The organism is Neobacillus niacini (genome assembly GCF_023715415.1).
GTDB lineage: Bacteria > Bacillota > Bacilli > Bacillales > Cytobacillaceae > Neobacillus > Neobacillus niacini_C.
Genome location: NZ_JAMBOB010000007.1, coordinates 111,217 through 134,422, shown reverse-complemented (window position 1 = coordinate 134,422; position 23,206 = coordinate 111,217). Strand labels below are relative to the sequence as shown.

25 protein-coding genes are annotated in these 23,206 nt (G+C 41.8%); 6 read left to right on the top strand and 19 right to left on the bottom strand.

What is annotated here, in order from left to right; all coding sequences use genetic code 11:
- Positions 1 to 102 precede the first annotated feature (102 nt).
- The gene (locus M3189_RS17680) at positions 103 to 528 is read left to right on the top strand and encodes a VanZ family protein (RefSeq protein WP_353057434.1); all 426 of its coding nucleotides are present in this window, start codon (positions 103 to 105) and stop codon (positions 526 to 528) included.
- A 27-nt stretch (positions 529 to 555) separates the two neighbouring features.
- Here the strand turns inward: M3189_RS17680 and M3189_RS17675 are convergent, their stop codons facing one another.
- From M3189_RS17675 to M3189_RS17645, 7 genes are all read right to left on the bottom strand, one after another.
- A complete protein-coding gene (locus M3189_RS17675) occupies positions 556 to 1,512 on the bottom strand; it encodes a nuclease-related domain-containing protein (protein ID WP_251635923.1) in 957 nt (318 codons plus the stop codon).
- 983 nt (positions 1,513 to 2,495) lie between these two features.
- On the bottom strand, positions 2,496 to 3,530 hold the full coding sequence (spoIID, locus tag M3189_RS17670) for a stage II sporulation protein D (RefSeq protein WP_251635921.1): 1,035 nt from the start codon (positions 3,528 to 3,530) through the stop codon (positions 2,496 to 2,498).
- A gap of 189 nt (positions 3,531 to 3,719) precedes the next feature.
- Positions 3,720 to 5,030 (bottom strand): UDP-N-acetylglucosamine 1-carboxyvinyltransferase, encoded by a 1,311-nt coding sequence (gene murA, locus M3189_RS17665; protein ID WP_251635919.1) that lies wholly within the window; start codon positions 5,028 to 5,030, stop codon positions 3,720 to 3,722.
- 32 nt (positions 5,031 to 5,062) lie between these two features.
- Positions 5,063 to 5,806 carry a YwmB family TATA-box binding protein gene (locus M3189_RS17660; RefSeq protein ID WP_251635910.1) on the bottom strand — a complete coding sequence of 248 codons (744 nt, stop codon included), beginning with the start codon at positions 5,804 to 5,806 and terminating at the stop codon, positions 5,063 to 5,065.
- A 280-nt stretch (positions 5,807 to 6,086) separates the two neighbouring features.
- Positions 6,087 to 6,344, bottom strand: coding sequence for a DUF1146 family protein (locus tag M3189_RS17655; protein ID WP_251635908.1), 258 nt, complete (start codon positions 6,342 to 6,344; stop codon positions 6,087 to 6,089).
- 226 nt (positions 6,345 to 6,570) lie between these two features.
- Entirely contained in the window at positions 6,571 to 6,750 is a 180-nt protein-coding gene (locus tag M3189_RS17650) for a hypothetical protein (RefSeq protein ID WP_251635906.1), read from the bottom strand.
- Positions 6,751 to 6,785: 35 nt separating this feature from the next.
- Positions 6,786 to 7,112: a general stress protein gene (locus M3189_RS17645; protein ID WP_251635904.1), complete on the bottom strand. Its 327-nt coding sequence runs from the start codon at positions 7,110 to 7,112 to the stop codon at positions 6,786 to 6,788.
- A 214-nt stretch (positions 7,113 to 7,326) separates the two neighbouring features.
- On the opposite strand from M3189_RS17645, the gene M3189_RS17640 reads away from it, so the two are divergent.
- The gene (locus M3189_RS17640) at positions 7,327 to 7,680 is read left to right on the top strand and encodes an IDEAL domain-containing protein (protein ID WP_251635902.1); all 354 of its coding nucleotides are present in this window, start codon (positions 7,327 to 7,329) and stop codon (positions 7,678 to 7,680) included.
- Between the two features lie 69 nt (positions 7,681 to 7,749).
- Positions 7,750 to 8,001 carry a GlsB/YeaQ/YmgE family stress response membrane protein gene (locus tag M3189_RS17635; RefSeq protein WP_251635899.1) on the top strand — a complete coding sequence of 84 codons (252 nt, stop codon included), beginning with the start codon at positions 7,750 to 7,752 and terminating at the stop codon, positions 7,999 to 8,001.
- 94 nt (positions 8,002 to 8,095) lie between these two features.
- On the opposite strand, the gene cls is transcribed toward M3189_RS17635, so the two are convergent.
- The 3 genes from cls to M3189_RS17620 form a co-directional block, all read right to left on the bottom strand.
- Positions 8,096 to 9,595, bottom strand: a complete 1,500-nt coding sequence (cls, locus tag M3189_RS17630) for a cardiolipin synthase (protein WP_251635892.1) — start codon at positions 9,593 to 9,595, stop codon at positions 8,096 to 8,098.
- Positions 9,596 to 9,674: 79 nt separating this feature from the next.
- On the bottom strand, positions 9,675 to 10,535 hold the full coding sequence (locus M3189_RS17625; protein ID WP_251635890.1) for a CheR family methyltransferase: 861 nt from the start codon (positions 10,533 to 10,535) through the stop codon (positions 9,675 to 9,677).
- Positions 10,532 to 13,312 (bottom strand): CHASE3 domain-containing protein, encoded by a 2,781-nt coding sequence (locus M3189_RS17620; RefSeq protein WP_251635888.1) that lies wholly within the window; start codon positions 13,310 to 13,312, stop codon positions 10,532 to 10,534. Before M3189_RS17620 ends, M3189_RS17625 begins: the two co-directional genes overlap by 4 nt.
- 242 nt (positions 13,313 to 13,554) lie before the next feature.
- On the opposite strand from M3189_RS17620, the gene M3189_RS17615 reads away from it, so the two are divergent.
- Positions 13,555 to 14,022 carry a Dps family protein gene (locus tag M3189_RS17615; protein ID WP_251635886.1) on the top strand — a complete coding sequence of 156 codons (468 nt, stop codon included), beginning with the start codon at positions 13,555 to 13,557 and terminating at the stop codon, positions 14,020 to 14,022.
- Positions 14,023 to 14,068: 46 nt separating this feature from the next.
- On the opposite strand, the gene M3189_RS17610 is transcribed toward M3189_RS17615, so the two are convergent.
- From M3189_RS17610 to M3189_RS17585, 6 genes are all read right to left on the bottom strand, one after another.
- Positions 14,069 to 15,214: a PP2C family protein-serine/threonine phosphatase gene (locus M3189_RS17610; protein WP_435368102.1), complete on the bottom strand. Its 1,146-nt coding sequence runs from the start codon at positions 15,212 to 15,214 to the stop codon at positions 14,069 to 14,071.
- A 76-nt stretch (positions 15,215 to 15,290) separates the two neighbouring features.
- Positions 15,291 to 16,082 (bottom strand): RNA polymerase sigma factor SigB, encoded by a 792-nt coding sequence (sigB, locus tag M3189_RS17605; protein WP_251635882.1) that lies wholly within the window; start codon positions 16,080 to 16,082, stop codon positions 15,291 to 15,293.
- Entirely contained in the window at positions 16,048 to 16,530 is a 483-nt protein-coding gene (gene rsbW / locus M3189_RS17600; RefSeq protein WP_251635880.1) for an anti-sigma B factor RsbW, read from the bottom strand. Before rsbW ends, sigB begins: the two co-directional genes overlap by 35 nt.
- The gene (locus M3189_RS17595; protein WP_251635872.1) at positions 16,527 to 16,850 is read right to left on the bottom strand and encodes an anti-sigma factor antagonist; all 324 of its coding nucleotides are present in this window, start codon (positions 16,848 to 16,850) and stop codon (positions 16,527 to 16,529) included. The genes rsbW and M3189_RS17595 overlap by 4 nt, the downstream gene beginning before the upstream one ends.
- Before the next feature lie 219 nt (positions 16,851 to 17,069).
- Positions 17,070 to 17,408 carry a hypothetical protein gene (locus M3189_RS17590; RefSeq protein WP_251635871.1) on the bottom strand — a complete coding sequence of 113 codons (339 nt, stop codon included), beginning with the start codon at positions 17,406 to 17,408 and terminating at the stop codon, positions 17,070 to 17,072.
- A 175-nt stretch (positions 17,409 to 17,583) separates the two neighbouring features.
- On the bottom strand, positions 17,584 to 18,516 hold the full coding sequence (locus M3189_RS17585) for a magnesium transporter CorA family protein (RefSeq protein WP_251635868.1): 933 nt from the start codon (positions 18,514 to 18,516) through the stop codon (positions 17,584 to 17,586).
- A 128-nt stretch (positions 18,517 to 18,644) separates the two neighbouring features.
- Here M3189_RS17585 and M3189_RS17580 point away from each other — a divergent pair, with 128 nt between their 5' ends.
- Entirely contained in the window at positions 18,645 to 18,914 is a 270-nt protein-coding gene (locus M3189_RS17580; protein WP_251635866.1) for a hypothetical protein, read from the top strand.
- A 126-nt stretch (positions 18,915 to 19,040) separates the two neighbouring features.
- On the opposite strand, the gene M3189_RS17575 is transcribed toward M3189_RS17580, so the two are convergent.
- Positions 19,041 to 19,517 (bottom strand): TraR/DksA C4-type zinc finger protein, encoded by a 477-nt coding sequence (locus M3189_RS17575; protein WP_251635864.1) that lies wholly within the window; start codon positions 19,515 to 19,517, stop codon positions 19,041 to 19,043.
- Positions 19,518 to 19,628: 111 nt separating this feature from the next.
- Entirely contained in the window at positions 19,629 to 20,780 is a 1,152-nt protein-coding gene (locus M3189_RS17570) for an AI-2E family transporter (protein ID WP_251635862.1), read from the bottom strand.
- Between the two features lie 224 nt (positions 20,781 to 21,004).
- Between M3189_RS17570 and M3189_RS17565 the strand changes: the two genes are divergently transcribed.
- A complete protein-coding gene (locus M3189_RS17565; protein WP_251635860.1) occupies positions 21,005 to 21,748 on the top strand; it encodes a hypothetical protein in 744 nt (247 codons plus the stop codon).
- Between the two features lie 99 nt (positions 21,749 to 21,847).
- Here the strand turns inward: M3189_RS17565 and M3189_RS17560 are convergent, their stop codons facing one another.
- Positions 21,848 to 23,149 carry a hemolysin family protein gene (locus M3189_RS17560; protein WP_251635858.1) on the bottom strand — a complete coding sequence of 434 codons (1,302 nt, stop codon included), beginning with the start codon at positions 23,147 to 23,149 and terminating at the stop codon, positions 21,848 to 21,850.
- Positions 23,150 to 23,206: the final 57 nt, after the last annotated feature.

Genomic DNA, 23,206 nt, shown 5'->3' with positions numbered 1-23,206 from the left:
ATTATATACACTAGTAAAAAAATTTTTTCCACTTATTTTTTGAAAGTACTGAAGTTTTTATGCATTTTTGTTGAAAATTTATTTTTTTGGAGGAACATTTTTATGAAAGTTTTCAAATGGATCTTGCGAATCCTGCCTTTACTCTATATGGGGGCCATCTGGATTATGTCGAGTCTCCCATCCAATCACTTTGTCGAACTCCCCGATTCCACGCTCGATCGGAGTATCAAAGAATCCCTGCATTTAATAGAGTTCGCCATTCTATATGTATTACTCGTTTTGGCCTTCCTCACACGCAAGGCTCCGTTCACAATGGTACTAAACGTGTTCTGTGCCGTCCTGGCAGGTCTTTACGGACTAACAGACGAGATTCACCAATCCTTCTATACTTACCGCTCCGCGTCCTGGTTTGACCTCGTCAAAGACGTCACCGGGATCCTCGTATGTTTTTATTTTATTCGGGGCGCACTGTTTAAAGGTCGATTTACGAGGTTAGGGAAGGTGCTAGGATTCGTGAGGAAATGGTAGCCACTGCGAAGCTTGTGCGGTGGTTTTTTATTGGTGGTAAATTTTGAACTTGAATTTACCTGTACTATTTAGGTTTATTGAATTTAAATAATGGTGGGCCATTTTCGGTGAATTTAGTTGTAAAAATCTTCGTGCCTCAGCGTTGGTAATAGTAGGGCTTATGAGATGAAAATAATCATGAAGTGTGTCATTGAAGGCTGTTTTTGATTGGATTCGACACTTTGAACATCTCCATGTACCCGCATTATATGTCATCGGTAAATGTTTGCAATCCGGGCAGTGAACGCCTGTGAGGATCTCTTTACGTGTGACATGATATTTTTCGAGGAGATCGAAATTTTCAGGTGTGTGGCTGGTTAATAGAAGTTTGTTTATTTTTCGCAGTTCTTTTTCATCTAGCAATTCTATTTTATAATCATTGGTAATTTGGTCAATTCTCTCTAGCAAATATTCACTATTACAAGCATTCCACTTGTATTTATTGTCCTCACCTATAATGATATTGGATTTTTCATTACTGTTGACAAATAGGTATTGGATCGGAATCCCCTGAACATTATGCAGCTTAAGCCATTCTCTCAGTTTAAATGCTTGTAACCTTGCTTGAAAAATAGGATTCTTCGTTCTCTCCATTTTTCCATTTACATCGATGGTCGTTTGATGGAGGACCTTTTCAAAGTGCCAATCTCTTGCCCAATTTTTCACTTCCAGCACAAGTGCAAAGTAGGCACAGAGAATGAGGATATCTATTTGGAAGAAATATTTGCCGTGGTAAAAACGAAGATCGTGATAAATTCGGTAATTAAGGTCTGCAATCGGTTCTAAATGAAAATTCATTACCGACTCCTCGCCTAGGAATCCCGTCATTCGATTATTATACTCCGTCACCACATCATATTTGACCAAGTGATTCTCACTTAGCCTCCTTATTAAAGCTTGATACTTTGCAATACTTGGCGGCAGCACACATGGTTTTGCTATCATTCCCACCCATCCTTTCTTTTTTACAGTATTTCTTCTCTTCCATCGGTGAATCCTTTAAAAAAGTTGTTACAGAAATAAGTAGTTTTTTCTAACCTGCCAAATTATGTTCTTCTCCTGCAGATATTATTCGCTTTCCTGCCTATTCTCCTTTTTACCTGCATATACCCTTTGTTTATCTGCCTAACTAATACCATACACCAGAATGTAGCTGAAAAAGCCAGGCTGCGGCCTGGCTTAGGCATTTGGATTTCCTATATATGGGTATTGGACTCAAAAATACTGTTAGATACTTAATCGAGGTGTTATTTTTTAAATACCTTTTTTATATAAAATCCTGTACCTGCCAAAATGATTCCTCCACCTGCGAATTTCACTCGCTTACCTGCCTAGATTCCTTTTTACCTGCATATACCCTTTGTTTATCTGCCTAACTAATTCCACACACCAGAATGTAACTGAAAAAGCCAGGCTGCAGACTGGTATAGGTATTTGAATTTCCTATATATGGATATTAGACCTTGAATTAAGCTTGGATTCGGAATCGAGGTGTTATTTTTTAATTACCATTTTTATATAAAATCCTCTACCCGCCAAAATGATTCCTCCACCTGCGAATTTCACTCGCTTACCTGCCTAGATTCCTTTTTACCTGCATATACCCTTTGTTTATCTGCCTAACTAATTCTACACACCAGAATGTAGCTGAAAAAGCCAGGCTGCGGCCTGGCTCAGGCATCAGAATCCCCTATATATGGATATCAGACACTGAATTAAGCGTGGATTCGGAATCGAGGTATGATTTTTTAATTACCTTTTTTCTAAAAAAACCTCTACCTGCCAAAATGATTCCTCCACCTGCTATTTTTATTCGCTTACCTGCCTAGATTCCATTGTACCTGCATAAACCCTTTGTTTATCTGCCTAACTAATTCCCCACCGCCTCATGCACAGCAAAAGAGCCAGGCATTGCCTAGCTCCACCATTTATTTCTTCGCCGTAATCGTAGCAAGCATTGTATCCGCACTTGTCACTTCGACTCCCTGATAATAGTGCTTCACGATCTCCTGATAGTCCTTCCCTGCGGCGGCCATGCCGTTTGCGCCGTATTGGCTCATGCCGACGCCGTGTCCGAAGCCGCGGGTCGTAATCACGATGCTGCTTCCTTTCCGCTCCCATTCAAAGTCAGACGACCGTAAATCTAATTTTTCACGGATTTGTTTTCCGGTTAGGACCTTGCCGTTGAAATCCACTTTGGCGACACGCTTGCCTGCGGTGCGCTCAACAATTTTTCCAATCGTCCCGCTCGATCCAACCTTCACTCCTAGTGCGGATTCAAATTGTTTGACGGTCACTTCTTTAACAGAATTAAACTTTGGGGAATTTTTGTCCCATGGACTTGATACACTTCGCAAATAAGGCATTTCATTTGGCCAGTAGTCCTCGGAGTTTTCGGTGTAGCCATTGCTGGTGGAGAAGAAGGAGGCGTCGATGGCCTGACCGTCATACGTCAAAATCTGTCCGCTCGTGTCCCGAACCGCAGATAGTATTTTTGCGTAGTTTGATTCAAACTCCATCCCCCAATTATTTCTCATTTGCTCCTCACTCAAATACACCTGATGGAGCTGGGTGTCCGTTACCTGTGCGCCTTCAGGAACGCCGATGCCATCTTTGCTCAGCATTTTTTTAACAATATACGTTCGAGCTGTCAACGCTTGTGCCTTCAAGGCTTCCTCCTTGAATTCAACAGGCATTTCAGCTGCTACCACCCCGACAAGGTATTCTTCTAATGGAACGTTATCAATTTGTCCTGCCGATGTGCGATAAACCGCCACTTCAACGGAGGAGTCTTTTGATGGATTGTCTGCAGTTTCGGAATTTGGGGCTTTGTTGGATAGGTCTTCACCTAATTTGCCGCTTGCTTTCCCATCCCCGAACGGTAGCACTAGGATCGCTGGAATGATTAATGTGAGGGCAAATAAGAATGACGCTAGTAGGATGAGTGGTTTGAATTTTTTCATGTAGGAGCCTCCAATTATGAAATTTACGCACCCCATTCTTGGGCGCTTTCTCATTCCATCATATGGAGGCGGACAAGCATTTATGACAAAAAATAAATGACTGAATTTTCTAAAAACAGCATATAATAAAAAACCGAAGAATGCATCCTCAGCAAGGATACCCTCTTCGGTTGATTATTTTTTATAAAATTACGCGTTTAAATCCGTAATATAACTTTCGACTTCTGGGAAAACTTCATCTGCTTCCTTCACGCGCTCGATATCTGCGCCTAAAGAAGCTAATTTTCCATGGAAGTTTACATATCCACGGTCTAAATGCTTTAATTCCGTTACGCGTGTGTTACCTTCAGAAACCAAGCCTGTTAAAATCAGAGCTGCTGCTGCACGAAGATCTGTAGCAGATACTTCTGCGCCTTGTAAGTTAGAAGGACCATTTAAAATAACAGAACGGCCTTCAATCTTAATGTCAGCATTCATCCGGCGGAATTCCTCAACATGCATGAAGCGGTTTTCGAAGACCGTTTCGGTAATCATTGATGTACCATCCGCACGAAGCAGAAGAGCCATCATTTGTGATTGCATATCCGTTGGGAATCCAGGATGCGGCATCGTTTTAATATCAACAGCCTTAAGCTTATCAGGACCGATGACACGAACGCCATCACCTTCTTCAATAATCGTAACGCCCATCTCTTCCATTTTTGCAATTAAAGAAGAGAGATGTTCAGGGACAGCACCTTGTACCAATACATTTCCGCCCGTAATCGCACTAGCAACCATAAAGGTTCCCGCTTCGATTCGGTCTGGGATGATGTTGTGGTCCGCGCCAAACAGTACATCGACACCTTCAATACGAAGAGTGCCCGTGCCTGCGCCTCGGACATTACCGCCCATTTTGTTCAAGAAGTTTGCAAGGTCAACGATTTCTGGTTCCTTTGCTACGTTTTCAATGATTGTCGTACCTTTAGCAAGCGTTGCAGCCATCATGATATTTTCAGTGGCACCAACACTTGGGAAATCCAAGTAAATCTTTGCTCCCTTTAAGCGGCCTTCAACCTCCGCTTCGATAAATCCATTTCCTACTTTCACCTTCGCACCCATGGCTTCAAAGCCTTTAAGATGCTGGTCAATCGGTCTAGAACCAATCGCACAGCCGCCTGGCAGAGCCACACGTGCACGGCCATTGCGTGCGAGGAGCGATCCCATCACGAGGACAGATGCGCGCATCTTGCGAACGTATTCGAATGGCGCTTCTTCTTTCAACACTCTAGATGCATCAACGACAACTGTATTATTGTCAAAGGCAACCTCTGCATTCAAGTTGCGCAATACTTCATTAATTGTGTATACATCGGAGAGTGTAGGTACATCACGAATTACACTTTTTCCGTCACTTGCTAATAATGTGGCAGCGAGTACAGGCAGGACCGCATTTTTTGCGCCTTCTACTTTAACCGATCCGTTTAGCCTTTGTCCGCCGCGGACGATGATCTTTTCCAAGAGTATTCCCCTCCGCGTCCATTTTCTCTATATTAATATTCAATCGTAATGATTGGTGTGCCAACTACTATGGTAGTCTTTGTGCCCAATCCTTCGGAGCGTATCCCAATTTGTAAATTCATGTCACCAGCTATGGAGTCTGTAAACATTGGCGAATTCGCCGAAACAGACATGAAATTTTCCTCTTTTAACGCTTCGATTTCTGTTGCTTTAAAAATTTCCATAATATCATTTGCAATCGATGGTACAGACTTATCAATCTTATCACTGATACTACCCTTCATACTAGAGAAAATTGTTGGATTTCCTCGAAATATGTCAGATTGCCTATTTTTAAATTGATTCTTCGTGAAAAAGGACTCCATCTCCTCGTTCCACGCTTTACCGCTGACCCTATATACTATATACGCATCTACAGGTTGTTTTGTGTGGGTTGCCATAATTTGAAGCATTTCTGTGTGGTGTTTAGAAGTCGGAGATACTGCTGTTACTTCCCATTTGTCATTGGTCGCGCTACGAGACCAATCCCAATCAGGAAACTTTTGCTGAAGCTCCTTCACATATTCCTGCACTTCATTCTCAGTATTCAGGTCAACCAAATGCTCCCTTGCATAAAACGACCATTCTTCGAGCAAAATATCTTCTGTTTGAAAAGCGTCGGCGATTTTTATTAATTCGAGTTCACCGCTAGCTTCCGTCATCCGGCTGCCAAGGACCGCCATCAAACCAACTATCATCAACATACCTATGCTAAAAAGGACCTTTTTTCTCTTCATCTCTACTCTCCCCCTTACTACCATTGTTACCAAGGAGAGCAAGAGCATACTTGGGAAATGTCGTCACTTTTTGACAAGCTTTTTGAATCCGAAGATCTTTCCTTTGAAAAATTACCTATTTCCTGCGTTAGAATAGCTTTCGTTTTTGCATGAGGTTCTTCACATTGATGTAATTCCGCTTTTTGCGCTAACTCTATATCTAAGCTGTGAGCTTTGTTTATTTTTTCACACAAAGAGAATTGTACTCAATTTCTCCTGAAAAAGATACATGTACGAAGACCTAAATTTTTACCAGTTGTATGTATTGTAAAATCAATGGCAGCTGTCTAGACCATTGAAGGTAGTCTAGGAAAAAATTACTAACAGATGATCCAATAACAATAGCCAACAATATATAAAGCAATCTTGCTTGAAAAACATGGCTGGGTTTTAACAGCTTGTCTAAGCGGATCGACTGCAGCGCCCACCACGCCAACGCAATAAACACCAGATGCGAGACAATACTCAGCAAAGCAATCTGTCCAAAATTCTCCATCATACCCCTCCTTTTGGTGTTTGGTGCCTGTCACCATTTATGCAATAAACTTCTTTTATGCATGATTTTTTGCATAAAAGAGTTGCATAAAAGAAGTGCATACCATACTGACGGATGAAAGTCTGAAAGGTTTCGTTTTATTATAGCAAATTTTTAACGCATTAACTGCCTAAACACTGGTTATGTGGGAACAATCAGTGTTTAGGCAGTTAATAGGTGTATATAAATGTTAGATTCCATTCCAAATCCTGCTGATTCTTAACGGAACGAAAACTCTGTCCCCGTGTATCTCCTTATGAATAATTGGTTTTTTAAAATATTGCATGAATGACTCGCTCTCCCTAATACGGTGCCTTGCTCGTTTACGCATACCTTTCAATTCTTCTATACTTTGACTAGTCTTTTTCATGATTCCTTCACCTCATTCTTTTTTAGTTCCCTAGATTAAGCCGATTTAGATGCGATGACAATGACTCTTCCATGATCCATTTGTTCTTCACAAAGCTCCGAAGCATGCGCTGATAACCCCAATGACTCTAACTTCGATCGCAGTTCATCCCCCCTGGAACGAAATACGTTGGCAATCGATTCAAAGACCCCCTGCTCACCTACACCAATAGCGCTTATTTCCAGTGCATCTGTAAGATGTTCGGAACGGTCTTTGTCATGTGCGAATAAATAAATTTCGTCCTTGGTAAATCCCTGTCTCTGAAATTGAGCGATTTCCCTTCTTGCTTCGACTCCGTTTTCTACTATTCTTAAAGTTTCCATTTTCATTCCTCCTCAAGCGGTATAGTCAGCTGCTGTGTCAGCTTGTACCAGTTATATATCCTCTCTTTCAATAAACGAAACCTTTTTTTTAAAAAAGTTTAAGTGAACAGATAATGGGGTATTTACCCTTTAGTTATTTTAATGGCTGTGTTAAAGGAGACTGTTGATTTTTGGCACCAGTTGATTGGAGCGGAAGGCGCTTGACTCCTGCGGGATGAACGAGCTGAGTGAGACCCCGCAGGAGCGAAGCTGCGAGGAGGCTCACGGGCGAGCCCGCGGAAAGCATAGCGCCTGGAGCGTAAATCAACATCCAAGTTTAAAACAGCCATTATTAAAAAGAATACTTGGGAGGTTTGAAATGAAGAAAAGAGCAGAGTTAATTACAAAGATTAGTTTGTTAAAACAAAAAATTGATCAGTGTCTGGATAATCGGGACCGGGAAGGATTTATTCAATTATCTTATGAATTAAAAGTTTGCCAGCGTTATTTAGGAACACTAATGAAGCACCAAGAGAACTCCTTCATAGAACGTCTGGATCAAAATCGTGACAAATTTTTTCATTTATAAGTTTCGAAGCTGAAATTGGCGGGTATGTACTAACCATACTCACGAAAAAACGAAAAAGGAGAGATTTTCATGGGATTTATTTGGTCATTAATTATTGGAGGAGTTATCGGCTGGTTGGCTGGGCTGATTCTGGGGCGTGATGTTCCAGGCGGAGTTATTGGAAATGTCATAGCAGGTTTTATCGGGGCCTGGATTGGTTCACTTGTAGGCGGATGGGGACCTGTAATTGGGGGATTTTACGTTTTACCCGCACTCCTCGGCGCCATCGTCTTTGTACTTATCCTAAGCCTTGTGCTCCGAACGATTCGACGAAACGCATAATATAGAAAGAAGTGAAGACTGCAAATTCCTGCAGTCTTCCTTTTTTATATTCTCAAAAGGGCATCTGCGGGAGTGCAGATGCCTAGTAACTGTGTTAAAGGACACCCGAGAACAGCCGGGCAAAGGATTCCTTCCATTTAACACCTAGATTTCTTTTGTAAAAGGCAACCGGCCGGACCCGGCTGCATTCTTTAAGATCCTCTTCAAAATGAACAACAAGGTCGTTAATGCTGTCGGTGCCTGTTAAAAACAAATTCACCTCAAAATTCAAATGAAAACTGCGCAGGTCCAAATTTGCCGTTCCAATCGAGGCGATGTCACCATCGACTATCATTACTTTTTTATGTAGGAAGCCTTTTTGGTAGGTGTAGAGCTCTATTCCCGCACGAAGAAGTTCTGAAAAATAGGATTGAGTGGCATATTGGGTGAGAAAACCGTCATTGCTCTCGGGCACCATTAGCCTGACCTGAATGCCTTTTTTCGCAGCCACCCGCAGTGCGGTCATAATGGCCTGATTGGGAATAAAGTACGGAGTCGCAATCCATATCGATTCTGTCGCACAGGTAATCAGCGCATAAAAGTGATCACCCATGTCACGGGTTTCCGGTCCAGTAGCGACCACGTGAACGAGACCATCCCCTTTCACCGGCACACCCTTGAGATAGCGGGGATTTTCAAACAGCTTTTCACCACAGACATACTTCCAATCTACTAAAAAAACTGCATGCAGTGTCTGGACCGCTTCTCCTTCCAGCAAAACATGCGTATCGCACCAAAAACCAATCTTGTTATCCTCCCCAAGATATTCGACTCCCACATTCAGCCCGCCGACAAATCCAATTTTTCCATCAATGACAATAATCTTTCGATGATTACGGAAATTAAACTTTTGCGTAAACCATCCGGATTTGAGCGGTAGAAAAGGGTGAAGCTGAATCCCGGAGTCCGCCATTTTCCTTTTATCCTGTTCGGAAAGGGAGTAACTTCCGAAATCATCGTAAATCAGCCTGACCTCCACTCCTTCCTTTACTTTATCGCCCAAGATTTCCATCAGTTCCTGCCCCAGTCGGTCATAGCGAAAAATATAATACTCTAAATGAATAAAGTCCTTCGCTTCCTTCAACCGCTGTTTCATCTCCTGAAAGGTTTCTTCCCCGTTTTTTAAAATTTGGGTCCTCGTATTCTGGTTTTGATTCGTTAAGGTCACCCGTTCGAGATAACCGATAAACCCGCGCTGATGTTCATTGAGCTCAGGCGGCACCTCAACAGGCCGCTTTTTTTTACCGAGTGCCTCGAACAACTCACGGTCACTAGTGCGCTTGCTTTTAAAAAGCTCCCCATTATATAACAATTGTCCTGAATACACATAAAAAATATAGCCTGCCACCGGTACTAAAATTAACAGAACGGTCCATAAAAGAGTTCTCGGAACGGAACGATTTTGAAGCCATAACCCTGCTAAACTGTATAGAATGATACCTGCATACAAACTAAACCCAAATGCTTTCCACCCAAAAGGGAATCTTGTAAAAAGAACCATCCAGCAGCAGAAAAACATCATTATCACAAAGAATATTTCGATTCTTATTTTCATCCTGTTCCCTCACAGTCTTTTTAAAGAGATATACCCTTTCAACAACCCTATCAAACATAAAAAAATGCCTGACTCAGAGTCAGACATCTGCTTTTTTTCGATAAATTTTTTCACTTGAATTAAATTCTGCGTATTTTATACCCTTTGGCATTCCTAGAATCGATTCTTTACTTCCCAGTCCAATGAATCCTCCGTCCGCCAGGCTGTCATAGAAAAGGCTATGAACCTGCTGCTGCAGGGTATTATCAAAGTAAATCATCACATTGCGGCATAGGATCACATGAAATTCATTAAACGAGCTGTCACTCACCAAATTGTGCTGCGCAAAGGTTAGATTCTCGTTCAAGCTTGGTGAAAAATAAGCGAACTGATGGTCCGTGTTATAGTACTCGGAAAACGCCATTTTTCCTCCCGCTTTCAAATAATTTTTCGTATATTGCTGCATCTTTTTTAGCGGAAACGCTCCCTTTTGCGCAGCCATCAGCGCTTTTTCATTCATATCTGTAGCGTAAATTCTCGTTTTCCCATAGAGGCCCTCCTCCTGCATAAGGATTGCCATGGAATAAACCTCCTCGCCCGTTGCGCAGCCCGCATGCCAAATCCGAATCTCAGGAAGCTCCCGAAGCAAAGGCACCACTTCGTTCCGAAAGGCTACAAAAAAGGGAGGATCTCGGTACATTTCCGTCATCCGGATGGAAAAATCATTCAACAGCCGCTCCAAAACCCCTGGTTCGTGGAGTACTTTTTCCAATAAAGCCGTAATCGTTGGAAGCCTCTCCGCCTTCATCCGGTTTAAAATCCTCCTGCCAATCGAACCCCTGACATAGCCCCTGAAGTCATAGCCATACAGTTGATACAAGCCCTCGAGCAGCAAGTTGATTTCAATTTCCTGAAGTTCATTGGGCTCTAGCAAATTGGTGTCTGTTACAATCTGTTTCACTCTTCATTCACCTGCTGTGTCAGCCATACCCGCATTAACGAGAATAACTGATTGATATTTAAGGGTTTCATAATATAATCAGAAGCCCCTGCCTCCATGCACTTGTCACGTTCACCTTTCATTGCCTTGGCCGTCAGCGCAATAATTGGCAGTCTTTCCATCTCCAAGTCCTGCCGGATGACCTTCATCGCATCATAGCCCCCCATTACCGGCATCATGATATCCATAAAAACGAGGTCAACATCTGCTTGCTCCTGTAGAAATTCAATCGCCCGTTTGCCATTCTCTGCCACTTGAACCTTCACACCCTTTTTCTCAAGTGCGGTTACAAGTGCAAATACATTCCGGCGGTCATCTTCAACCAACAGCACCTTCTTCCCTTTAAACAACTGGTCATCAGTGGCCTCTGCTTCTATTACCTCGACTGTTTCTGTTTCTTCGTTAATCGGCTGCTGGTCCTCGGCCAACTCGCTCACACTAACTGCTACTTCATCTAGCGCTAGTTGTTCAAGCTGTAGAGAATATTCAGCTGCCTCCAGTCTTCCAGGGATATACAGCGTAAATGTACTTCCTTTTTCCGGCTCGCTTTGAACCGTAATCGCACCGCCAAGTAAACGGGTAAATTCACGGCATATCGATAATCCTAAACCAGTCCCGCCATATTGCCGGTTGGTTGTACCATCCACCTGTTGGAAGGCATTGAAGATAATTTCCTGCTTCTCCGGCGCGATTCCAATCCCTGTATCGCTTACCGATATGGCCAGTACCATTTCCTCCTCATCCAGTCCAGGCAGTAGTTCCTCCACCTTTCCTCGTTCAGCCCGTTCAATTCTAACCTGTACAGAACCCTGTTCGGTAAACTTAAAGGCATTGGATAATAGATTCTTCCAAATCTGCTGTAGGCGATGCCCGTCTGTCGTAATCACAGAAGGTACATTTGAAGATGTATGCACCTCAAAGGTTAGATTCTTTTTGGCTGCAACGGGATCAAACATGCTTTTCATCATTTGTGGAATTTCTGTCACATTGACTTCATCCGTTAGAATTTCAATTTTCCCTGCTTCAATTTTTGATAAATCAAGAATATCATCAATCAGCCGCAGTAAATCACTTCCTGCCGTGTAGATAACCCGAGAGGATTCCTTCACTTCTGAACTGTCCATTTCCTCGTCATTTTCTATCAGCATTTGAGAGAGAATCAGAATACTATTTAATGGCGTGCGCAGTTCATGGGACATATTCGCTAGAAAGTCCGTCTTATACTGAGAGCTCATCTGCAGTTTCCTTGAATAGTCTTCCAGTTCATCCTTTGCCTTTTTCAAGTCAAACGCCCTTTGTTCAGCGAATTGCTTCTGTTCTTCTAAATATTCATTGGTAATCCGCAGCTGTTCCTGCTGCATTTGCAGCTCTTCCGATTGAGCTTGAAGTTCCTCTGATTGCGCCTGAAGTTCTTCGGTTAATACCTGAGACTCCCCGAGCAGCCTTTCCACTTCCATCCTTCCGGACACATTGGTAATGGCAGAACCGAACTTATCCTGAAGCAAATCCAACAAAGTAAGATGCTGAGACATAAACTGCTGAAACGCCGCAAACTCAACGACTGCTTCCACCCGGCCATCCACTAAAATCGGCGCAATCAAAAGATTACGTGGTGAAGAATCACCTAACCCCGATGTGACGTTAAAATGCTCCTCTGGCAGCTGATCAATCAGGAAAATTCTTTTATCCATAGCCGCCTGACCGATTAACCCTTCACCTAACCGGAAACTCACAGCAGCCCCTTCTTCCCCAGCAAGGGCATACCCGGCCTCCTTCACGTATCGAACTTCGCTGCCTTGATTCCTGCGCAGGTAGACGACGCCATAGACCGCATCAAGCATAGGAGCAAGCTTCGTGATAAAAGCATGCGTCAATTCTGTCAGATCCGTCATTCCCTGGTACATCGTCGAGATTTCCGCCATATTTTTCTGAATCCAATTCTGTTTCTCAAGATTGCTGAGAAGCTCGTTCATCGCTTCCGCAAGTTCGCGGGTTTCATCATGGGTGCTGACCTCAATTCTTGTGGAAAGGTCTACCTCTGTCTCTCTTGAATCTGTAACACCTTTAATTGTCCGGACTACCTGCTTAATCGTTTTGACAATCGAATTGGACAGGAATACAGCCGTTGCAATCGTAATCAACGTAACCACTATGATAAGGCCATACAACGTGATTTTTAAATTGTTATTATCCTGATTTAGCTTCTCAACTCGCTCTTTTGTCAGGTTCTTCTGATGTTCAAGGAAGGAATCAAAATGCGCCCGGAGTTCATCTGTCATCTTTTTGCCTTTGTTATTTTTAAAAAAGTCGTCCAAAGCAGTTTGGTTATTACTCTTTTTTTGATTAACCGCATATTCTGCAGAACTGCTGATATAGTTGATAATCAGCGGTTTTATTTCTTCTAAGTTTCGCTGCTGCGACCCGTTATTCGCAAGCAGGGAGTGAAGTTTGTTGAAGGAATCGAGCCAGTTCCGGCTGGATGTATTGTAGGGCTCGAGGTACTCCTCATTGCCGGTTATCACATACCCTCTCATGCCCGTTTCCATATCGAGAACATTTTTTTGAATCTGACTGGCCAAATTGTGGACCTCGATATCATGCTGCGTGACGAAATCGACCTCTTCCTGCATGGCTGACATCCGATTCATGACCATCAGCAGGGAGACCACTAAGCAAACCAAAATGAATACATAGCCTGTAATAATTTTCGTGTGAATGTTGAAATGTAATCCCTTCATTCTCAGCTTTCCCCTTTGTAAAAAAATAGATGTTTCTATCATATCGTTTCTAGCAATCTCACCCAATGGGAATTTGGTCCCAACCTTATGAAGGACATTTCTCCAATCCGTTTGGCACGATTTGTCCTTCATCAAACCTATGAACGGAATATCTACTTATCCTAGGAGGAAAATTTTATAGTTTCAAAACTAGTAAAACGGGTATATAAAAAGTACACCACAAAATCGAGGAGGTTATAACAATGGCAACAACTACAAAAACGAAAACAAAAAACAAATCCCTAACCGAGGCTCTCAACAGGCAGGTGGCGAACTTTTCCGTTCTTCATATGAAGCTGCACCATTTCCACTGGTATGTAAAGGGCGAGAACTTTTTCACTCTGCACGTCAAATTTGAGGAACTTTACAAAGAAGCAGCCTTACATCTTGATAACATTGCGGAAAGAATGCTGTCGCAACGGGCATTACCGGTGGCAACCCTTACGGAGACCCTAGAACTCACCTCACTAAAGGAAGCAACAGGTGATGAAAATGCCCAGCAAATGGTCCAAACACTGGCGGATGATTTTGAGATGATTTGTACCGAGCTGACAGAAGGGATCTCGCTTGCCGAGGAAGATGATGATCAGCCGACAGCCGATATGCTCGTTCACATCCGTACCTCATTAGAAAAGCACAGATGGATGTTTGAAGCCTATCTAGGTGAGTAATAGCCACTCAAATTGGGGTGTCAGCCAAAAAGCTGACACCCTTCTATCAGGAGGCATTTGTAGAAATCAAGACGAGACACATATCGTCTTTTGGAGGATTGACGAGCTCCCAGCCTGGCTCAAGTTGATGAAGTAACGCCGCAGGGTCTTGCATATCCTCCGCCTGCAAAGCGCCAATCAATTTATCACTTGCATCCTCATATTTCTCCTCCAGCCATTCGGATAACCCATCGGTAAACATCAGAATCCGCGCAGATTCTCGATAAGGAATGACCCCTTTAGTGACTTCAATCTCCTCAAAAAAACCAAGAGCGCATGACCCTTCTGTTAACAGTTTCACTTCCTGATCCACAATCGCAATCCCCGCAGGGTGACCTGCATTGACGTATTCGATGGTTTGTTTTTTCGTATCGAGGACAAAGTAAATCGCCGTAAAATAGTAATTCATTAAACTATCAGGGTTATGAAGCTGATTCATTCGCCTGTTCAATTCCAACATAACCTTTTCCGGATCAACGATTCCCGTAATTGTATCTTTTAAAGCGGAATAGATGTACATCCCGACAAGAGAGGATGAGATTCCATGACCCATCATATCGAGCAAAATTACGCCATACTGGTTGTGACTAATCTGATACCAGGCATAGAAATCGCCGGCAAGCTCAAAGGTGGGCCTGTACACGGAGGAAATGCAGACATCCTTTTCCTTAAGAGGGCTGCTGAGCATACTCCTTTGCACCTGCCTAGCCAGATCAAGTTCATATTGAATTCGCCTGTCCCGCTCTTTCCGCAAATCTTTTTCCTGCTTTAATCGCAGAACGGAACGAATCCGGGCAAGGAGTTCCACTTTATTAATCGGTTTTAGCACATAATCAAGGGCTCCCGCATCCATTGCCTCAGCCATTTTATTGGAATCTCCCATCGCCGTAACAAAAATAATCGGCAGGTCTGAGAACCTTTCATTGGCCAGTACCGTCCTGCAGGCTTCAATTCCATCAATTTCCGGCATCATCATATCCATTAAAATTAAGTCTACCGGTACTTCACTCGGGTTCGGTGCATCAAGCTGTAAATACTGGTATAACTCCCCTGAAGATGACAGCATAAGCAACCTATTATAGCCAGCTTTTCTTAGGATTTTCTCGACAATTATTAGGTTTGTTTTATTATCATCAACAACGACAATCTTCATTGGCATTTGGCTTCCCCCCTATTGCAAAAGCTGAGCCTGACCCTGTGCATGTCCATTTTTGAGTCAGGCATCTGTTTTACGTTTTCCAGTCTTGATAGTTATTACGGGCAAGCGCCTTACGCAATTTCTCGATCGCCTTTTTTTGCATACGAGAAACATGCATTTGCGAAATTCCTAACAGCTCCCCCACTTCACGCTGGCTTTTGTTTTCGATAAAGGTCCACTGAATAATTTGCTTCTCCCTCTCGTTCAACACATGAAGGGCGCTGCCGAGCAGCAGCTTCTGGTCGATTTTTTCATATCCTTTATCTTCTGACCCAATCACATCTAACGCAGTAACCCCGCTGCCATCGGAACTGGTTTCAATTGTTTGGTCCACGGAGGCTGTTTGATACCCTTTTCCTAATTCCATTGTTTCCAGTACTTCCTCTTCCGAAATCCCTAAATGCTCAGCGATTTCATGTATCTTAGGTGAGCGTTGATAGCGGTTCGTCAGCTCATCCACGGCTCCATTCAATTTGGGCCATGTTTCTTTAATCCGCCTTGGCACATGCACATCCCACGTCTTGTCCCTTAAAAATCGTTTAATTTCACCAATCACCATCGGAACTAAATAGGCTTCGAATGGATTCCCGGTACTGGGGTCGAACCGTCGGATACTGGATAATAATCCAATCATCCCTACCTGCACAATATCCTCATGCAAATTCCTGCCTTTTGAATATTTTCTCGCAATACTCCCAATCAGATTGGTGTACTGTTTAACTAACTGGGTTTGGGCGGCCTCACTCTCGTTCTCCTGAAAATCCAGGATCAATGAATAGATTTCTTCCTTAGTTCGTTTCACGGTCTGAGGTAGCTTTGTCATGATTTTCACGCTCCTCGCCTAGATACTTCACCATGAAGACACTTACTCCCGAAGTATTCGAAACACGGACTTCATCCATGAGCGTTTCAATCAGATACAAACCTAACCCTCCCTCTGCCAGTTGATCCACTGTACTGGATTCTGTATATGGGCCCAGTTCTGCTTTTTTCTGTAAAAAATTAAAGCTTTGACCGCTGTCCGCAACCATCGTTTCTAACTTATCCTCGTAAATACCGAAGCCGACAATGACCTCTCCGCCTTCCTCTTCCGGATAGGCATGCTGCACCGCGTTTGTGCAGGCTTCACTTACAGCAATTTTAATATCCTCAATTTGCTCATATGTATAACCCATGGTGCTGGCAATTCCTGAAATCGTTAATCGAATAACACCCACATACTCCGGTTTGGCTGGAATCTTCATTTCAATATAATCCATCACGTGTTTCATCGTCCCCCATCCTCTGTAATGTTCATAATGTTACTCAAACCAGTAATTTTAAATAGCCGCTTTAAGGTGCCTGATAACTCAACTAGCTTTAGTTCTCCGTCATTCTTGTTCAGTTGCTTGAACAATCCTACAAACACTCCAAGTCCGGTGCTGTCCATGTACGAGACATCCTTTAGATTCACCGTAATCACTTTATTTTTACCCTCCGTAAGAGGCAGCAGTTCCTCACGAAGCTTCGGCGCTGTATACGCATCGATTTCTCCAGTTATACTCACCAGTATTTCCTTCTCATTCTGATGTTTCTCTATATTTACCTTCATGTCATCACCTCTTGAAAATAGTTAATGGTTACATACCCTTTCTACTAGAAAGCTAAACCTATTTTTTAAAAAAATAATTTCCTAGCATTATACCAAAATTAGGAAGATTTTCGAATAGTACTAAATTCCCAGTGGAATTGTATTAATTAAGAAAAAGGCTTGCACGCATTTGTGCAAGCCTCTTATCTATAGAAAAGGTAGTGAATGGTAGATTAAGAATCAGTTACGATTTTGATCGTTACTTTTATTCTGCGACTCCGATGGGGGGTCTTGAAATTGTTTATCACCATTCTTGGAAATCGAATCACCATATCTCTGCCTGTCAGTCTCTTGTTTAACATTTTCACCGCTTAGAAAGGCTGGATTATTTTGCCCATTCTGCTGCGAAAGCTCTCTTAAATCCTCGACAATCTCGTCGCCAGGGAATTCTTGCTTCATCGAAGGATCTTCACCATCGGTATATCCTGTTCGTCTTTTTTCGTTAATATCGTAACTTTTGTTCATTTCGTTTTCTTCCTTACGTTCCATATCCTTGTCATCAACATAATTTTTATTCATGATTTGTTTCCTCCTTTTATTTTTTCAGATTGCTGTTTTTCATTCCTGCTGGTTTTACCGAACAATGCAACCACATACTTCAACCACCCTCCTTCTATGCTATCTTGATTTAATAGGTTAGCTAGTTTCTAACCTTGATAGTGTTATACCCGATTGTACTAGGTTCAAACCTTTTTCAATGAAAAAATGAACCTTTCTTTTTCCCTTTTAATAGATCTCCTGTCCAGCCCTTTGTTTTTAAATAGCCATAGAGTAGAGCTGTGGACAAGACAATCGAAATAATCGAAACCAGGTACCCATACCTCCACTCAAGCTCAGGCATATGTTTAAAATTCATTCCCCATAGCGCCCCTAAAGCCATAATCGGGGTAAAAATAATTGTCAGGACCGTTAAGGTTTTCATAATTTCATTTCCCCGATGAGAGGAGATGACCTCCTCTAAATGAATCATCGAGTCTAACTCCTGTTCATACTCCCTTAGCAACACCATCGCCCGATCGATCCGTTTGCACGTCCTTACAAAAATTTCGCTTGTTTTGACGGCAGGAAAATTAATTTCCTCTATCGCCATTTTCAGCTCCTGGAATGGAATCAATAGATTTTTACAAACCATCAGTTCATGCCTTTGGGCAAAGATATGTTCCAATATCTGCATTTCATTCCTGTTTTTCACACCCCACATTAGCTTATGGAGCGACTCCTCAAACTGGTCAATCTCATCCAGTAAGTCATTAACCAGTTCCCCCAGCAAAAATAAAAAGCCATCGACGGCATTCTCTGTCTTATTTAGCTGCCGAAGCATCACTTCTGGGGCCAGTTCTTTAAAAGAGGTAAACTCTAAATCAATCGTAAATAAGGTGTTAGAGGTTAGATAGAAATGAAAGATTCGACGATTTTCTTCCTCCTCCTCATCTTGTCTATAAATAAGAGACCCATTCACAACCCTTTCCCCATCTACCAACCCATGCACTTTCACAAAATTGGTTTGACTTTTTCGAACAGAAGTAAACCAGTCAGATATCATGGTCTCCTGTTCCCAGACTGTATTCAGCTCATTCTTGTTTAATTGAACCCATTTCCATTGATCAAAATTGATATTTCTCTCCAAACTATACCGCCTCCCAATCAATCCTTTTGATTCCCTAAAAAAAGGGAACCCAAACGTAAAAAAATGTTTACTAGAGAAAGAAAACGGGTATGTACAGAACAAGTCCAAATCTTAAGGAGGTTTTATTGATGAAAAAGGTCGCAAGTATGAGCTCGCTAGTAGCGGTAGGAATTGGAGCATCAGCTGCCGTATGGCTATCAAACAAACCGAACAGGATTAAAGCTGAGAGTGTGTTAAGAGACTGGAAACGCAAGGTGAAACCGACTGTATACGAAAAAGCCGAGCAGCTTCCGATTGAGAAGGGCGGCAACCCGCATCCACAGGATTTTGCCGATAACGAAATGGTGAGCGAGGGCGCACAGTATGCCGTTCAATTTTATAATGAGAAAATCCAATAATAGAGCAGTGGTTGGGGTCCTTGGACCCCAACTCTTTTTTATTTTCTCTTCGATAACCAATTCCTTTCAACATAAAAATGCCTTCCTTTCTCTCGGAAAGAAGACATTTTTTGTTACGAGTACATTTTATGACGATGAGTTTCCATGCACGCTTATCAGTTCATCCACGGTTTGAATCCGCTTATCTCCTCTTACATCTTCCTCCGGGGTCAAAAATGACGGATCCTCCTGAGGGCTAGCCATTTTCTCTTTATCCAGCTCTTTTTGCGCTTCTACCGTTCGTTTGGCATACGGCAGGGCTTTAAGCCTTTCATAGGAAATGGGTTCTCCTGTATCGACACAAACGCCATAAGATCCTGTGTTAATCCGCTCCAAAGCCTCATTCACTTCTTCGAGGAGATTGTTTGCTGTATCATGCAAAACCCTTTGTCTTTCTCGTTCTTCTAATTGTGTGGCACTATCCGCAAAATGATTATCATAACTTGTTAATTCTCCGTAATCCTCGAACGATAAAGGCTGACTGGCTTCTACCATTTGAATACTTTCTTCTTTAAGTTGTACTAATTTTTTCTTAAAATAGCTCAGCTCTTCTTTTGATAACATTTATTATTCCTCCCTTACTTCTTTCCTTTTATTTACCCATGAATGGTTAACTCTGAAACATTGTAATCGATCCAGTTGTTCCTGCTCGTTACCACCCTAGTTGATTCCTTTTTAAAAAATCGCATTTTTGTATGACTTCGTTTCATCCTTGTTTTCCCCCTTGATTATTTTTTCTTCTATTGATTTCTCTTTTCTCAGCTTCCATAGTCGATAGGTATGATGAGCAATCACCTTTATGACCGCATACATGGGAACCGCTATGATTAACCCCAGAACCCCTCCTATACGTCCTGCTGCAAGTAATAAGGATATAATCGTGAGCGGATGGATCTCTAACTTTTTCCCCATCACCTGTGGTGAAATAATGTGTCCTTCAATCTGTTGGACGACAATCATGACAATGAGGACTTTTACCACCATAATCGGTGAATCCATACACGCAATAATCATTGCAGGAGTAATCGCAAGGATTGGTCCGATAAATGGGATGACATTGGTAAACATTGCAAAAATCGCAAGAATAAGGGAGTAGTCAAGGTCAATAATCAAATAACCGATAAAAAGCATGATACCTATACAAAAACTAACAAGAATTTGGCCTTGGATATAAGAGCTGAGCGCCTCATCTAAATCTGCTAATATCCTTCGTCCATTTTTCTGCTGCTTGGCTGGCAATAAACGTAGAATATGCTGAGGCGCCTTTTCGCCTTCCTTTAACATGTAATAGAGAATAAACGGAACAGTCGCAAAGACCGTTACAATACTTGCGACTACCCCAATAATATTCATTAAATTTGTTCCAATAGTAGAGAGACTTGAAGAAACCGACTTTTTAATCGCTTTGGAAGCCTTGTCTAAATCAACACTGTCATTTTCTTGTAAATGATTGATCCATCTACTCTGTTGCAGTTCAGTCAATTTGTCCGGTATGTCCTCAATGAGTTGAGGTGCGGTATCAACGAAACTCTTCATTTGCTCTTTCAGAACGGGTCCGCCAAGAGAGATTAGTAATGCGATTAAAAGACCAGATACTAAATAAATCAGCAGAATAGATAGTGTTTTTGGAATATTTTTCAACTGAAGATAATTCACGAGTGGACGAAATAAGTAAAAGAGCACCCCGGCAAACAAGAAGGGAAAAAAGAGCGTTTGGACAAGTAAAAAGACAGGTCGAAAAATAAAATCAATTTTCATTGCTACAAAAATAATTAAAAAAATTAGCAAAAGGCCGTAACCAAATCGAAATGCCTTCGTTTGAAGCATATTCCTCAACTCCATTCATCAAAACCCTTTATGAATACATACCCGTTCCTTACCGAAGCTAATCCACTAAAAAGGTTATTTTTCCTTCGAAAAAGATTAAGACAACATATATCGGGTATTTACCTAGTAAGTCACTCGAACTGAACTGTTCGTTTATTTAGTAGAAAATGCAGTGATAAAAAGGTTGGGGCTCTTTTTGGCCCAGCCTATTATTGAATTCAGAGGTGAAAAAAATGAATCTATTCTTTCTACTCATCTATTTCATCATCATTACTACTGTCATCGAAATTTTTGTGATTCTCTTTCGGCTAACGGACCTCAAATTGGAGATTTCGAGGTTTCAGGTCATTTCATTGATGACAGGTACAGGTTTTACGACTGGAGAGTCTGAGCTGATTTTAGGTCACCCGGTTCGGAGGAAACTCGCTACTTTTCTAATCCTTTTTGGGGCCTTCTCACTTGCTGTTATCATTTCATCGATTAGTACTATTTTGTCAGAGGATCTTCGAACGAAAGATATTTTCTATGGTGCAGGCGGTGTACTGCTTGCTTTTGTCATTTTAAAGCTAAAGAGTGTGCAAACGAAATTATCCAAGCTATTTAAGCAAGACATGAAACAGAATATTGAACTTGGTGATCTGCCAATAAGAGATATCTTTATGTCCGAAAAACAAGACAAGCTGCTAAATCTTCATATCTATAAGGGATCTTCTCTCTTTCAAAAACAGATCAATCAAGTGATTCATGATCATGACCAGTTAGAGTTTGTTGTATTGTTTATCAAAAGAGGCGAATTAAAACTCAGAAGAAATATCTATCACACAAAAATACACGAAGGCGATCAGATTCTGTTATTCGGAGAAAAAAACGTCATTTCCAAGCTATTTAAAAACGACATTAAAATCATGGAGGAAAAACTTAAGAATACCCAACATACGCCGGTTAGCGAGCACCAATCATCACCATAAGTGCAGGTCCGACTAAAATCCCAAATCACTCCCTATATGGACATAAAAAGGCACACGTTATATTAAATGACGTGTGCCTTTGTTTGTTTTTCCATTTGCTTAGCTAACAATTTTTTTCACATCTAAATACAAAATATGGTAACCAACAGCCTCACGGACTTTGAACAGGTATCCATCGAATTTAGCCTCTGTCCCAATCGCAACATCAAAGTTTTGTGTAAGAAACCAGCCACCGATTGTATCGATTCTTTCACCGGTTATGTTTATGCCGAGTAAACTGTTAACATCCTCAATTAAGACTTTTCCATCCACTAAATAATGATTTTCCTTCACCTCTTGAATCTTTGCGACTTCGTCTGTATCAAATTCATCCCTTACCTCGCCAACAATTTCCTCAATGATATCCTCAACAGTCACTAACCCTGATGTCCCACCGTATTCATCGACGAGGATGGCCATTTGACTGCGTTCCTTCTGCATTCTCACCAATAAATCATGAATCGGAATGGTTTCAATTACTTTCATTACTGGCTTTATGAAGGAGCTTAGACTTATTTCTTCATGATGATTTATACCAATTACTTTTGACGTTAGGAACACTTTAACGTTTAGGAGACCGACGATGTTGTCTTTATCACCATCAATAATCGGATAACGCGAATAATTTTCTGTCCTTACTCTTTCCATCACCTCATGAATGGTGTCGTTAATCGAAAACGTGCTCATCTCCGTCCGCGGGACCATTATTTCTTTTGCAATCCGCTCATCAAATTCAAAAATATTGTTTACATAGGTTAGTTCACTTTGATTGATTTCACCCTTCTTATAGCTATCTGACAATAGCAACCGAAGCTCTTCTTCCGAATGAGCCAATTCTTTTTCAGATTCCGGCTTTAAGCCAAAGATTCCCACCAGCAGCCCGGCAGAACCATTTAGTGCCCAAATAAATGGCCGCATCACTTTGGTAAACCCTATGATGGGAGCGGCTAACAGAAGTGCTACCTTCTCAGCTTTATGAATGGCAAGTGTTTTGGGAGCTAACTCCCCGACTACAACATGCAGAAACGTAACGGAGGCAAAGGCAATGATAAAAGATAAAATATGTGAAATCGATTCATTCAGATTTAATGCCGAAAACAAGGGATGGATTAGTTTTTCCACTGTGGGTTCTCCTAACCACCCGAGTCCGAGCGCCGTAACTGTTATCCCCAGTTGACAGGCAGATAAGTATTCATCTAAGTGGTTTACCACCTTTCTAGCTGAAACCGCACCCTTTTTCCCTTCTGCAATCAATTGATCGATTCTAGATGGACGCACTTTCACAATCGCAAATTCTATCGCTACAAAAAAACCCGTTAGTGCGATTAAAAGGGCAATTAATAGTAGATTTAAAATAAGCATTGAGCGGTCTTCCTCCCTCTTATAAAAATAACAATCCGAAATCACCTAAATCCGGAT